Below are 13,950 nucleotides of genomic sequence, written 5' to 3' on the forward strand. Positions count from 1 at the left end.
CGCGGCATGGCATCATCGCCGCATTCACCACCGGGGAGTGCACGCAATGGAAATCTGGATTGGACGCAACGGCGAACGCCATGGCCCATACAAGGAAGAGGACGTGCGCGCGTGGCTGCGCAGCGGGCAGGTCAGCGGCAGCGATCTCGCGTGGCGCGAAGGGCTGGCCGATTGGCAGCCGCTGTCGGTGCTGTTCCCCGACGCGATGCCCGACACGGCATACACCACCGGCAGCACCTATCCACCGCCTGCGGCCTCCATGCCCGGGCTGCCCCAGACCACGGCAGCGGCGCTGGAGGACTACGCGGGTTTCTGGAAGCGCGTGGCGGCCTATATTCTCGACATCATTGTGCTCTGGATTCCCACGATGCTGATCGAAGCCGTCTTCGGTATCGGTGCAGCAAAGGACGTGCTGAAACAGGCCGCTCTGAACGCAAGTGGCGATCCTCACGCGATGATGGCCGCCCAGGTCCAGTTCTACACCACGATGTGGCCAGCCTTCCTAGCCAGCTTCGTGCTGGCCTGGTGGTACTACGCGTTGTGCGAAAGCTCGCCCTGGCAGGCGACCGTGGGCAAGCTGGCGCTGGGCATCCGGGTCACCGACATGCAAGGCCGTCGACTGACGCTGGGCCGCGCACTGATCCGCTATCCGGCCATGCTGCTGAGCCAGCTCATCCTTTTCGTCGGCTTCATCATGGTGGCCTTCACTCAGCGCAAACAAGGCCTGCACGACTTGATCGCGAGCACCCTGGTGCTGAACGGCCGTGCCAGCGAGTTCAAGGACGCTTCCAGCAAGGCGACCGGAAACAGCGGTTCTTTCAACGCCTGATTCGCCGCTTCGCCAACACGGCGCCAGGGTCCGCCCCGGCGCCGTTTTCTTTGTCCGGCGCGCGGGGGCACGCTTGCTATCATCTGTGGCTCGCTCCACACGAAGGACACGCTCCACTCCATGCTCAGCATCGAACAACGCATTGCCCAGGACATCGCCGCCAAGACCGAACAGGTGCGCGCGGCGGTGGAATTGCTCGACGGTGGCGCCACCGTGCCGTTCATCGCACGCTACCGCAAGGAAGTCACCGGCGGCCTCGACGATACCCAGCTGCGTACGCTGGAAGAGCGCCTGCGCTACCTGCGCGAGCTGGAGGAACGCCGCGCCACGATCCTCGCCAGCATCGAGGAACAGGGCAAGCTCGGCGATGCGCTGAAGGCCGACATCCTTGCCGCCGAAACCAAGGCCACGCTGGAGGACCTTTACCTGCCCTACAAGCCCAAGCGTCGCACCAAGGCGCAGATCGCGCGCGAAGCAGGGCTGGAACCGCTGGCGCTGAGCCTGCGCGACGACCCCACGCAGTCGCCCGAGGTCTTTGCGGAACAGTTCGTGGACGCCGACAAGGGCGTCGCCGACGTGCGCGCCGCGCTGGATGGCGCCCGCGCGATCCTGATGGAATCCATCGCCGAAGACGCGCATCTTGTGGGCGAACTGCGCGACTGGTTGTGGGAGAAGGGCCAGATCCGCGCCAAGGTGGTCGAAGGCAAGGAGAACGAGGGCGCGAAGTTCCGCGACTACTTCGATCACCTCGAAGCCATCGCCAAAATTCCTTCACACCGCCTGTTGGCGCTGATGCGCGCGCGCAACGAGGGCATCATCGAACTCGACCTGCAACCCGCGCTGGATGCCGATCAAGGCCATGCCGAAGGCGAAGGGCGCGTGGCCGCGCACGCCGGCATCCATGATCGCGGACGCGCCGCGGATGCGTGGTTGCGCGAAACCGTGCGCCTGACCTGGCGCGTGAAGCTGCACCTGCATCTCACGCTGGACCTGTTCGGCCGAGTGCGCGAGGGCGCCGAGGATGAAGCCATCCGCGTGTTCGGTGACAACCTCAAGGACTTGATGCTGGCCGCGCCCGCTGGAGCGAAGACCGTGATGGGTCTCGACCCCGGCATCCGCACCGGCTGCAAGGTGGCCGTGGTCGACCCCACGGGCAAACTGCTCGCCACCGACACCATCTATCCGCATGAACCGCGCCGGCAGTGGAACGAATCGCTGGCCGCACTGGCGCGCCTCTGCCAGAAGCACAATGTGGACCTCATTGCCATCGGCAACGGCACCGCCTCGCGCGAGACCGACAAGCTGGCCGGCGAACTCATCAAGGGCCTGGCCAAGACGCATGTGGAGCACAAGCTGTCGAAGGTCGTGGTGAGCGAGGCGGGCGCCTCGGTGTATTCCGCCTCGGAAACCGCCGCGAAGGAATTCCCCGAGCTGGACGTGAGCCTGCGCGGCGCCGTCTCCATCGCCCGCCGCCTGCAGGACCCGCTGGCCGAACTGGTGAAGATCGAGCCCAAGGCGATTGGTGTGGGCCAATACCAGCACGACGTGAACCAGGTGAAGCTGGCACGCGCGCTGGATGCGAAGGTCGAGGACTGCGTGAACGCGGTAGGCGTGGACGTGAATACTGCCTCGGCCGCGCTGCTGTCGCGCGTGGCGGGCCTTTCCGCCAGCGTGGCCGAGAACGTGGTGAAGCATCGCGACACCAACGGCGCCTTCGCCAATCGCAAGGCGCTGCTCAAGGTGCCGCGCCTGGGCGACAAGGCGTTCGAGCAGTGCGCGGGCTTCCTGCGCGTGCCCAATGGCGACAATCCGCTGGACGCCAGCGCGGTGCATCCGGAAGCCTATCCGGTGGTCGAGCGCATCATCGCCCAGTGCGGCCGCGAGGTGCGCAACGTCATCGGCGATACCGGTTTCCTGCGTGGCCTCAAGCCCGAGCAGTTCACCGACGAGAAATTCGGGGTGCCCACGGTGCGCGACATCCTCAAGGAGCTGGAAAAGCCTGGCCGCGACCCGCGACCCGAATTTGTCGCGCCCAGCTTCGCCGAGGGCGTGGAAGACGTGAAGGACCTGCGTCCCGGCATGATTCTCGAGGGCCGCGTCACCAACGTGGCGGCGTTCGGCGCGTTCGTGGACATCGGCGTGCACCAGGACGGCCTGGTGCACGTCTCCGCGCTGTCGCATACCTTCGTGAAGGATCCGCGCGACGCGGTGAAGGCCGGCGACATCGTCAAGGTGAAGGTGATGGAGGTGGACATCCCGCGCCAGCGCATCGGCCTGTCGATGCGCCTCGACGACGAGCCGGGCCAGGCACGCGGCAAGCCCGCTGGTGCCGATGCCCGCACCGGTCAGCGCGACAATCGCGGCACGCGCCCCGGCACCGTGCCCAAGCAAGCCGCTGCCCCGGCCAACAGCGCCTTCGCCGATGCGCTGACACGCGCGATCAAGCGCTGAAATCCAGGCATCCGACTGCATGCTGCGCGCGATGCGCTGCAGCATGCGGTTCCGTATGTTATGCCGTACCGTAACGTCCAGCTAACAAGGCCATCCCGGCCGTGGGGAGTGTTTCCATGTTTCGTACCCGTCACCTGGTCGGCGCCATCGCCACCGCCCTGATGTTCAGCACGGCCGCCAGCGCCACCGATTTCAGCAATGTCGTCGTGTTCGGCGACAGCCTGAGCGATGCTGGCAATTTGTCGCTCGCGGAGGGTTCGACCACGCCGATGCGCTTCACCACCAATCCGGGCCAGACGGCTTCCGAACTGGTTGCCGCCGGCCTGGGCGATCCGATCACCGCTTCGCTGCTTGGCGGTACCGACTACGCGTATGGCGGTGCCGGCGTGGTGCAGGGCGTGGCTCCCGTACCCACGCTGCCGCAGCAGTTCCAGATGTATCTGGCGGCCAACGGCGGTCATGCCAACGCCAATACGCTGTATGAGGTATGGGGCGGCGCCAACGATATCTTCTATCTGCTCGGCTCCACGTCCAATTCCGCCACTCTGGCCGCCAGCACGATCAATGTCGCCAAGACCGAGATCGGCCTGCTGAACCAGATGCAAGTCAGCGGCGCCAAATATGTCGTGGTCTACAACTTGCCGAACATCGGCGTGACGCCGGAATTCACGGCGGATGGCCCCACCGTTTCCGCTGGCGTCACCCAGTTGTCCGTACTGTTCAACAGCACGCTGAATTCCGGTCTGGCGCAGCTCAGCAATGCCGGCCTCAACGTGATCCCGGTGAATACCTACGCGCTCATCAACGAGGTGATCGCCAATCCCTCGGCCTATGGCTTTACCAACGTCACCACACCTGCCTGTACTGGCGGCAGTGGCAGCTCCGTGCAGTGCGGCCCGCAGGGCTCGGGCGCGCCGGTGACCTACGCGCCGGGCACGAACCAGACCTACCTGTTCGCCGACGGCGTACATCCGACCACCGCCGCGCACGCGATGCTTGCGCAGGTCGTACTGTCCGAAATCGCCGCTCCCGGCCAGATCTCCTTGCTGGGCGAGGCGCCGTTGGCCGCCAGCACCGCGCAGACGCGCGCGGTCCGCAATGAAATGCTGGCCGACGGCAACGGCAGCGACACCCGCGCCTTCGTCAACGTGGACTACGCACACCAGAGCTTCGACGCGCAGGGCATCAATTCGCCCAAGGCCACCAGCAACGACGTCAACCTGACGCTGGGCGTGGATGTGCGCGCCAGTGACAACATCTCGGCCGGCATCGCCCTGGGCGTGGGCCAGAGCAATGCCGACACCGCCGGTGGCGGCGGCTACAAGCTGCAGGACATCAGTGGCCTCGGCTACGTCACCTACCATCAGGGCGGCGGCTACGTGGGCGGCTACGCGAACTTCGGCCAGTCCAACTTCAGCGACATCGACCGCCGCATCCAGATCGGCACCGCGCTGCGCACGGAAACCGGCAGCGCCGACGGCTCGCATCTGGGTGGCGGTCTCACCGGCGGCTGGTGGTTCGACGTGAGCAGCCTGCGTACCGGCCCGTTCGCGAACCTCGAATGGGAGACGATCAAGATCAACGGCTACAACGAGGACGGCGACGACAGCACCGCGATGTGGTTCGGGCGCCAGCAGCGCAATGCATTGATCGGCACCTTGGGCTGGCGCGTTCAAGGGCATTGGCAGGCCGGCAGCATGATGCTGGCGCCCTACGCCGAGGTGGCCTGGAACCACGACAGCAAGGCGGATGCGCGCGACATCACCGCAGGCCTCAACAGCATGAACGGCAGCTTCGCGCTGCCTGGTTTCACGCCGGACAAGACCTGGGGCAGCGCAGATCTGGGCGTGTCCGCGCAGTTCAGCCAGAACCTCAGTGGCTGGGTAGGCTACAGCGGGCACTTCAGCGACGACAGCCAGAAGTACAACAGCCTCAACGTGGGCGTGAAGTACGCCTTCTGAGGCCTGCGGCTGGCAGTCTGCATGGACTGCCAGCCGTATTGAAAAGTGCGGCCATGCTGACCGCCCATCGGGTTGCTGCCTTAGCAGGCGAAGGCATGAATGCAGCCATAAAAAAAGCCGCCCGCGATGCGGGCGGCTTTTTCGTATACGAACCTCGCAGCCCGGCTTACTTCTTCTTGTTGCCACCGGCGAGGTTGTAGATGGCCAACGCCTGCTGACGCAGGCTGTTGGCGGTATCGGAATCCAGATCGGCGGTCTTGTCGCCAATCTGCTGCTGATGCAGCACAAGCATGCCATTCTCAGTCCAGCTGGCACGCGAGATCGAGCTGGTCGGAGCATCCTTGTTCGCTTTCTTCTGCTGGGCAGCAGCCCACGGCGCGCCGTTCTTGTAGGCGAAATCGGTGCTGGTGAAACCCTTGTCGCCGTAATCCACCAGCTCGCGGATCACCTTCACTTCGCCGTCCTGGCGGAATACCTGCCAGCCGCGCGAGGCGTTGTCTTCAAGCTTGGTGCCCGTGCTTACCTTCATGCCGCCGATCTGCTTGATGAGAGCGTCGAAGTCGGCCTGATCCTTCTCGGCGGGCGTCTGCTCGGCCAGCAACTCGATCGAGGCCTGGTTCTTGTTGCCCTGGGTAAGCACCGGCGCCTGAATGGGCATGGAGTAGTGGCGCGCACCGTCGGTAAGAGTGACCTTCACCACGTACATGTCAGACGACTTGATGTCGCCAGGCTTGAAGTCCAGCTGGAACGAATACGGGAAGGTGGCGCCCGAGGCTACCGTCTTGCTGGCCACCGGTGCCGAGCCGGCCGCGGCGGGCGACACATCCACCAGGTTGATCACCAATTGCGCATCCGGCGACGGCTGGATCGCACCGCGAACCGTAATGGTGCCGCTCACGGAAGTGGCGGTGTTGGTGGCCGCCGTCGAGCTGGCGCTGGCGGTGCCGTCTTCCGTCGGCGACGAAGTCGATGAACCGCAGCCGGCCAAGGCCAGGAGAGCCATCGACATCACCGACAAAACCATCTTACGCATGGGGTAAGCCTCGTAACTGAATTGGGGGTCGAACACGGAAACCTACGGCGCACGCGCCCTAGTTTCGTCATGGGGGAAGCTACAAGAATAGCCGAAAATCTGGGTTACGGGAAAGTCAAGCGGGCTTATCCACAAATTTACGTGAACGCCGGTGAAACGGGCGCAGGTTCGTGTCAACCGGAACTTCTTGATGGCGTTAGCCTGCCCAACGCAAGGTTTTGTCCCAAAAACCGCGCTTCGGCATGGCATCCCATTCCCTGTCGGCTCGGCGAGGAAAGCAGCGCGAAAGCAACGGGGTTCGATACTACCACTGCCTCGACGCTCAGCTGTTTTTGGCACAAAAGCGCGCGATCTTGCGACAAATCCCCTGTCCCTAGACGGTCAACCGCCATGAGCACGCAGAAACTTCCCCACGATCCGCTCCAATCGACGTTCGCCGATCGCATCAAGCTGCTGATCCAGCGCGTGGGCAGCGCCACCGAAATCGCACGCATGTGCGGCTTCTCCGAAGGTGTGGTGCGGAGTTGGCGCGACGGCAACACCGATCCCTCGCGGGCTCGCTGCGTGACCATGGCCCGTACGCTCGGTATTTCGCTGGTCTGGCTGGTCGCGGGTGAGGGAGCTCTGCAGATCGACCCGAGCACCGCTGGCAGCGACGACGCGCAATACAGCTCTGAAACCGTCACACACCGCGCGCGCAGTCGCATCGGCCACGCACATCCAGGCAACGAAACTGCTGCGGTGGATCCGCGCCGGCTGAACACCGCCATGCAGATCCTGCAGTCGGAACTGGAACTCGCGAACAGCGCGATGACGCTGGCAGACAACACCGACATGCTCAGCAATCTCTACGAAATCCTTGGCAGCGACGGTTCCAGCGTCGACGCCACAGCCATGCTGAAGTTCAACCGTCAGTTGTCCGAGCGCATCCGCCAGTCCAAGTCGCAGGTCGCCTGAATCCGTTTGGTTCGCTACTCAAACAAAAGCGCGGCGTCCTTCGGGCGCCGCGCTTTTGTTTGAGACATACGCGACCATGCAGGCTCGTCGTTTGATTCTCTCTGTCGGGCGTGATCGCAAATTCACTCCCGCAGCAATGCAATGTCGGCCACTGCACCGAACGCAGCCTTGAGTCGCTCCAGCAACGCAAGGCGATTGCGGCGCACCACCGGGTTCTCGGCGTTCACCAGTACCTGTTCGAAGAAGGCATCCACCGGCGCCTGCAACTGCGCAAGCCGCTTCAGCACGCTGGTGTAGTCTCCATGCTGCAATGGCTCGGCGGTTTCCTTGCCGGCAGCAGCCAACGCATCGGCCAGCGTCCGCTCTGCGTCGCTTTCGAAATGCGCGGGATCGACCTCGCGCAGCGATGCCGGCTCGTCGCCCTCTTCTGCCTGCTTGCGCAGGATGTTCGCCACACGCTTGTTCGCTGCGGCCAAGCTCGCTGCCTCGGGCAGGCGACCGAATTCGACCACGGCATGCAGGCGACGGCCGAAATCAGGCAGCGTTTCCGGCTGCACCGCGAGTACGGCCTCGTACGCCTCTGCCGGGCAACCCTGCTCCGCGTAGTAGCCTCGCAGGCGATCAAGCACGAAATCGACCAGCTCACCGACCAGTACCGCACGGCGCTGGCCGATATCGATCACGGGCAGCTTGCCGTCCTTGCCGGGCTTCACGCCGGCAGCGAATGCGGCTTCGGGCAACAGCTCCAGCGCTTCGACGAATGCGGCACGCAGATCAAGCTCCAGCTTTCCTTCGATCAGGGTGCGTGCCAAACCAAGTGCCGCTCGGCGCAAGGCAAACGGATCCTTGTTGCCGCTGGGCTTCATGCCTACGGCGAAGATACCGGCCAGCGTGTCGAGGCGTTCGGCCACAGCCAGCACTTGGCCGATCTTGTCGGCGGCAATGCCGTCGCGCGCGAAGCGCGGCTGGTAATAGCTGTCCAGCGCCACCGCTACCTCGACCGACTCGCCGTCGTGCCCGGCGTAATAGCGGCCCATCACGCCCTGCAGCTCAGGAAATTCGCCAACCATGCGGGTGAGCAAGTCGCACTTGCTCAGGCTCGCCGCACGCGTGGCGGCACCCGCGTCGACGCCGACGCGGCCAGCGATGACGCGCGCTAGCTCGGCTACGCGCACGCTCTTGTCCCACACGCTGCCCAACGCCTGCTGGTAGGTAACATTCTTGAGCTGTTCCTGATAGCTCGCCAGCGGCGTCTTCAGGTCCTCGTCCCAGAAGAATTTCGCGTCGGCAAAGCGGGGGCGGATCACACGCTCGTAGCCCTTGCGAATCTCGGCGGGTTGCTTCGATTCGATGTTGGCGATGCCAATGAAGTGCTCGGTGAGCTTGCCGCTGGCGTCGAACACAGGCACGAATTTCTGGTTGGTCTCCATGGTGGTGACCAAGGCTTCCTGTGGCACGGCAAGGAAGTTGCGCTCGAAGTCGCAGGCAATCGCCACCGGCCATTCGGTGAGGTTGGCGATTTCTTCCAGAAGTGCCTCCTCGAGCCGGGGCTCGCCGCCGGTTTCCTTCGCCGCACGCGCCACTTCCTCGCGCACGCGCTGGCGGCGCTCGGCCGGATCAGCCAGCACCTTGGCATTGCGCATCGCATCGAGCCAACCGTCGGCATCGGCCACATGCACCGGATGCGGGTGCATGAAGCGATGGCCACGCGACTTGCGTCCGCTGATCAGGCCCATCACGGTGCCATCCATGATGTCCGCACCATGCAGCATCACCAGCCAGTGCGCGGGACGCACGAAGCCGTATTCGTGATTGGCCCAGCGCATCGGGCGCGGAATCGGCAAACCCTTGAGAGCCTCGTCCACGATCTCCGGCAACAGCGATGCAAGCGTCTGGCCAGGCTTTACGGCACGGAACACGAACCATGCGCCCTTGTCGGTTTCGAGCTTCTCAAGTTGCTCCACGCTTACACCGCAGGACTGCGCGAAGCCCGCGAGCGCCTTGGACGGCTGGCCCTGCTCGTCCAGCGCGGCGTTGACCGCCGGGCCGCGACGCTCGACGGATTGATCCGGCTGCATTGCGGAGACGTGCGGAATATGGACGGCCAAACGCCGAGGCGAGCAATACGCCGAGGCCTTGCTCAGCGCAGCGTCGATGCCGCGCCTGGCCAACCCGTCGCAGATGCCGCGCGCGAACGCGGCGGACAATTCGTCCAACGCCTTCGGCGGCAACTCCTCGGTGCCCAGTTCGATCAGCAGCGACTTGGCGGCGCTCATGCAACCTGCTCCTTTGCGTTCTTTTTCAGGCCCGGAAAGCCCAGTTTCTCGCGCTGCGCCACATAGACCTCAGCCACGCCGCGCGCCAGGGTGCGCACGCGCAGGATGTAGCGCTGGCGCTCGGTGACGCTGATTGCACGACGCGCGTCGAGCAGGTTGAAGGTGTGGCTGGCCTTCATCACCTGCTCGTAGGCCGGTAGCGGCAGGTTGGCGGCAATCAATTGGTTGGCGGTGGCCTCGCACACATCGAACCAGCGGAACAGTTCCGTCACGTTCGCATGCTCGAAGTTGTAGGTGCTCTGCTCCACCTCGTTCTGGTGAAACACGTCGCCATAGGTGACCTTGCCATATGGACCTTCGGTCCATACCAGGTCGTAGACGTTGTCCACGTTCTGCAAGTACATCGCCAGACGTTCTAGGCCGTAGGTGATCTCGCCGGTAACGGGGCGACATTCCAGGCCGCCGGCCTGCTGGAAGTAGGTGAACTGGGTGACTTCCATGCCGTTGAGCCAGACCTCCCAGCCAAGCCCCCAGGCACCGAGCGTAGGCGACTCCCAGTTGTCCTCGACGAAGCGCAGATCGTGCACCAGCGGATCGAGGCCGAGTTCCTTCAGTGAGCCGATATAGAGCTCGAGGATGTTCTCGGGATTCGGCTTCATCACCACCTGGTATTGGTAGTAGTGCTGCAGGCGGTTGGGGTTCTCGCCGTAGCGGCCGTCGGTGGGACGGCGCGAAGGCTGCACGTATGCCGCCGACCATGGCTCCGGACCAAGCGAACGCAGGAACGTGGCTGGATGAAAAGTGCCGGCGCCGACTTCGGTATCGAGTGGTTGCAGCAAGACACAACCCTGCCCCGCCCAATAGCGGTTGAGGGTCTGGATCACATCCTGGAAGGTGCGCGCGGACATGGCTTTCCGTGGACTTCGGTAAAGCGGGTTAGTATAGCCGCAGCACGCTGGCGCACCGGTTTTCAAGGCTGCGCCATGCCATGGGGGAGTAGTCCGGATGGCCGCATCACCGCAAATCGCAAGCCTGCTCGGCCGTCGCGGTCGACTGGAATTGGACGAGCTGCTCGCCGCGCTGGTGGTGGACGGCTATGTGAACGCCGAGGATGCCAAGCAGGTGCGCCTGGGTTCACGTGCTGGCCGAAGCGCGGTGGAACTGCATCCGCTGGTGCTGATCGCCAACGCCAAGCTGCCGAACCAGCGCAATCCCGGTCGTCCGCTGAGCCTGGAAAGCCTTGTCGAGTGGCTGGCCGGACATGCCGGCCTGCCCTACCTGAAGATCGACCCGATGAAGGTCAACGTCGCCGCGGTCACGCAGGCGGTGAGCCATGCTTACGCGCAGCGGCACCGCATCCTGCCGGTGGCGATGGCACCGGGTGAGGTGACTTTCGCCACCGCCGAACCATTCGACGCGGAATGGGCCAAGGATCTTTCGTCCATGCTGCGCCGGGATGTGCATCGGGTGGTGTCCAGCCCGTTGGATATCAACCGTTATCTGCAGGAGTTCTATGGTGTCCAGCGCTCTATCCAGCTGGCGCAGGACGCGAAGGGCGGTGGCTACGACACCTCGGCCATCCTCAACTTCGAACAGCTCGTCGAATTGGGCAAGAGCGGTGAAGTAGGTGCCGATGATCGCCATGTGGTGCACATCGTCGACTGGCTGCTGCAGTACGCCTTCGAGCAGCGTGCCTCGGACATCCATCTGGAACCGCGCCGCGACGCCGGCCAGATGCGCTTCCGCATCGACGGCGTGATGCACAAAGTGTTCGAATTGCCGCCGCCGGTGATGACTGCCGTGACCGCACGCATCAAGATCCTTGCGCGCATGGACGTGGCCGAAAAGCGGCGTCCGCAGGACGGCCGCATCAAGACGCGGTCGTCCACCGGGCGCGAGGTGGAGTTGCGTGTTTCCAGCATGCCCACCGCGTTCGGCGAGAAGATGGTGTTGCGCATCTTCGACCCCGACCTGGTGGTGAAGGACTTCGCCCAGCTCGGCTTCTCGGAACGCGAGGCGGCGCAATGGCGGCACATGGTGGAACGGCCGCACGGCATCGTGCTGGTCACCGGCCCAACCGGCTCGGGCAAGACCACCACGCTGTACTCCACGCTCAAGCACCTCGCCACGCCGGCGATGAACGTATGCACGGTGGAAGACCCCATCGAAATGGTGTCGCCCGAGTTCAACCAGATGCAGGTACAACCCGCGATCGATCTCGATTTCGCCGCCGGCGTACGCACCCTGCTGCGGCAGGACCCGGACATCATCATGGTTGGCGAGATCCGCGACCTGGAGACTGCGCAGATGGCGGTGCAGGCCTCGCTCACCGGCCATCTGGTGCTCTCCACCCTGCACACCAACGACGCACCCAGCGCCGTAACGCGACTGCTCGACCTCGGCGTGCCGCACTACCTGATCCAGTCCACGCTCACCGGCGTGGTAGCGCAGCGACTGGTGCGCACCTTGTGCCCATACTGCAAGCGGGAAACCACGCAGGATCCGCACGAGTGGAGCGCCCTCACGCATGGTTGGCCGTTGCCCGTGCCGGAGAAGGTATACGCGCCGGTCGGTTGCCTGGAGTGCCGCAATACCGGCTTCATGGGGCGCACCGGCATCTACGAAATGATGCCGGTTTCGCCGCGTCTGCGCAGTCTGGTTTCAGCAGAGTTGGAATTGGGCAACTTCGGCAAGACCGCCTTGTCCGAAGGCATGCGGCCATTGCGCATGTCAGCCGCCGAGCAGGTAGCACGTGGACTTACCACGGTGAAGGAGGTGCTGGCGGTGCTCCCCCCCATCGAAATGCCCGACGACCAAGCGCCAATCCATTCCGAATGAAACCTGTCCTCATCATCCGCACCGGCCGCGCACCGAATGCCATTCGCGCACGTCACGGCGACTTCCCGCATTGGTTCCGGCTAGGCGCGCGATTGCCGATGCAACAGCTGCAGGTTGTCGACGTGCAGGCTGGCGAAACGTTGCCATCCCCGAATGCGGTGGCCGGCGCATTGATTACCGGCTCGGCGGCCATGGTTACCGAACGCGCAGCATGGAGCGAACGCACGGCAGCATGGATCCGCGGTGCCATGGATGTCGAATTGCCGCTGTTCGGCGTCTGCTACGGCCATCAGTTGATGGCGCATGCACTCGGTGGCCGCGTGGACTATCTGCCCGGCGGTCGTGAAATCGGCACGCATGCCATCGAGAAGCTGGCGACAGCCGCAAGCGATCCGCTCGCTTCCCTGTTGCCGGAGAGCTTTCGCGCCCACACCACGCACGAACAAAGCGTGCTGGAGACACCGCCAGGCTCCGTGGTGCTGGCGCGCTCGACGCGCGATCCGCACCAGTTGCTGCGCTATGGGCCGTGCGCGCTCAGCACGCAATTCCATCCCGAATTCAGCGCGGACGTGATGCGTGCCTACATCCAGCGCAAGCGTGCCGACATGCGTCGCGAAGGGTCCGACCCATGGAACAGCTACCGAGAGGTAGCGGCCACGCCGGTTGCCCGGGGATTTCTGCAGCGATTCGCCCGCCATCACGGCTTGTCTCACGGCGCCCGCAATCGCTGACGCTCTCAATGTCGCAGGCGTTTCGCGATCGCTTCGCGCGAAAACAAGGCGAATACCAGGCCGAACAGAAAGCCACCGATGTGCGCCCACCACACGTAGGCGCCATAGCTGGGGCCGGCGTAGCTGAAGAGCAATTGCAGCAAGACCCAGATGCCGATCAACAAGAACGCCGGCACCCGCACAAATTCAAGATAAAGGCCCAGCGGCAGCACCAACCCCAAGCGCGCGCGCGGAAACAACGCGACATAGGTGCCAACCACCGCCGACACCGCGCCACTGCAGCCGATAATCGGCAGGCGTACACCTGCCAGCGATACCGCGCCGATCAGATTCGCCACGACGCCGCCAACCACGAACAGCAGCAGGAAGCGCAGCGAGCCAAGCGCCCGCTCGCCCGGCAAGCCAAAGATCATCAGGAACAGCAGATTGCTGAGCAGATGCAACCAGGTAACGTGGATAAACAAGGCTGTGAAGAGGCGTAGCAACGATGGGTCCGTCAGCTGCGGCCAGATCGGCGCCCGTGCATCGAAGATATTCGCCGGGACCGTGCCCCATTCCTGCAGCGCCGCCAGCCGCTGCTGGTTCGGCAGCAACGCAAGCCAGACAAAGCAGAGCACGCACACGCTGACAATAAGCACCGTGGCCCATTGCCATTGACTCCGCTTGCGAGTCTCGACATGCACGAACAAACGGATTCTCCGGAAGCGGTAGCCGCTGGCATATTGGGATGATAGGCGAATACGTCCGCGGGAAGCGGTGTCTACGCTTCAGAGATTCGTCTGGAGGGGCGCAAAAAGAAACACCCTCACCGGTATCGGTAAGGGTGTTTGGGATAAAGCCCCTGGCGGTGACCTACTCTTGCATGCAAGTGCAC

Annotated in this window: 10 protein-coding genes; 6 read left to right on the forward strand and 4 right to left on the reverse strand. The window is 64.0% G+C overall.

Going from position 1 to position 13,950, the window contains the following annotated elements; all coding sequences use genetic code 11:
- Nucleotides 1-46: 46 nt before the first annotated feature.
- The 3 genes from IHE49_RS16990 to IHE49_RS17000 all read left to right on the forward strand — a co-directional run bounded on the left by IHE49_RS16990 (nucleotide 47) and on the right by IHE49_RS17000 (nucleotide 5,241).
- Nucleotides 47-829, forward strand: coding sequence for an RDD family protein (locus tag IHE49_RS16990; RefSeq protein WP_192160138.1), 783 nt, complete (start codon nucleotides 47-49; stop codon nucleotides 827-829).
- Nucleotides 830-949: 120 nt separating this feature from the next.
- On the forward strand, nucleotides 950-3,280 hold the full coding sequence (locus IHE49_RS16995; protein WP_192160140.1) for a Tex family protein: 2,331 nt from the start codon (nucleotides 950-952) through the stop codon (nucleotides 3,278-3,280).
- Between the two features lie 116 nt (nucleotides 3,281-3,396).
- Complete coding sequence (locus IHE49_RS17000; protein WP_192160146.1) at nucleotides 3,397-5,241, forward strand: autotransporter domain-containing protein; 1,845 nt, start codon at nucleotides 3,397-3,399, stop codon at nucleotides 5,239-5,241.
- A 166-nt stretch (nucleotides 5,242-5,407) separates the two neighbouring features.
- On the opposite strand, the gene IHE49_RS17005 is transcribed toward IHE49_RS17000, so the two are convergent.
- Entirely contained in the window at nucleotides 5,408-6,274 is an 867-nt protein-coding gene (locus IHE49_RS17005; RefSeq protein WP_192160148.1) for a YbaY family lipoprotein, read from the reverse strand.
- A 390-nt stretch (nucleotides 6,275-6,664) separates the two neighbouring features.
- On the opposite strand from IHE49_RS17005, the gene IHE49_RS17010 reads away from it, so the two are divergent.
- Entirely contained in the window at nucleotides 6,665-7,231 is a 567-nt protein-coding gene (locus IHE49_RS17010) for a helix-turn-helix transcriptional regulator (protein WP_192160150.1), read from the forward strand.
- Between the two features lie 122 nt (nucleotides 7,232-7,353).
- On the opposite strand, the gene glyS is transcribed toward IHE49_RS17010, so the two are convergent.
- Both glyS and glyQ read right to left on the reverse strand, forming a co-directional pair.
- Complete coding sequence (gene glyS / locus IHE49_RS17015; protein WP_192160153.1) at nucleotides 7,354-9,507, reverse strand: glycine--tRNA ligase subunit beta; 2,154 nt, start codon at nucleotides 9,505-9,507, stop codon at nucleotides 7,354-7,356.
- On the reverse strand, nucleotides 9,504-10,415 hold the full coding sequence (gene glyQ, locus IHE49_RS17020; protein WP_192160155.1) for a glycine--tRNA ligase subunit alpha: 912 nt from the start codon (nucleotides 10,413-10,415) through the stop codon (nucleotides 9,504-9,506). The genes glyS and glyQ overlap by 4 nt, the downstream gene beginning before the upstream one ends.
- A gap of 97 nt (nucleotides 10,416-10,512) precedes the next feature.
- On the opposite strand from glyQ, the gene IHE49_RS17025 reads away from it, so the two are divergent.
- Both IHE49_RS17025 and IHE49_RS17030 read left to right on the forward strand, forming a co-directional pair.
- A complete protein-coding gene (locus tag IHE49_RS17025; protein WP_192160157.1) occupies nucleotides 10,513-12,345 on the forward strand; it encodes a GspE/PulE family protein in 1,833 nt (610 codons plus the stop codon).
- The gene (locus IHE49_RS17030; RefSeq protein WP_192160160.1) at nucleotides 12,342-13,076 is read left to right on the forward strand and encodes a glutamine amidotransferase; all 735 of its coding nucleotides are present in this window, start codon (nucleotides 12,342-12,344) and stop codon (nucleotides 13,074-13,076) included. Before IHE49_RS17025 ends, IHE49_RS17030 begins: the two co-directional genes overlap by 4 nt.
- Before the next feature lie 5 nt (nucleotides 13,077-13,081).
- Here IHE49_RS17030 and IHE49_RS17035 read toward each other — a convergent pair whose 3' ends face one another.
- Nucleotides 13,082-13,765, reverse strand: coding sequence for a rhomboid family intramembrane serine protease (locus IHE49_RS17035; protein ID WP_192160162.1), 684 nt, complete (start codon nucleotides 13,763-13,765; stop codon nucleotides 13,082-13,084).
- Between the last annotated feature and the right edge of the window lie 185 nt (nucleotides 13,766-13,950).

Source organism: Rhodanobacter sp. 7MK24, from assembly GCF_014842995.1.
GTDB lineage: Bacteria > Pseudomonadota > Gammaproteobacteria > Xanthomonadales > Rhodanobacteraceae > Rhodanobacter_A.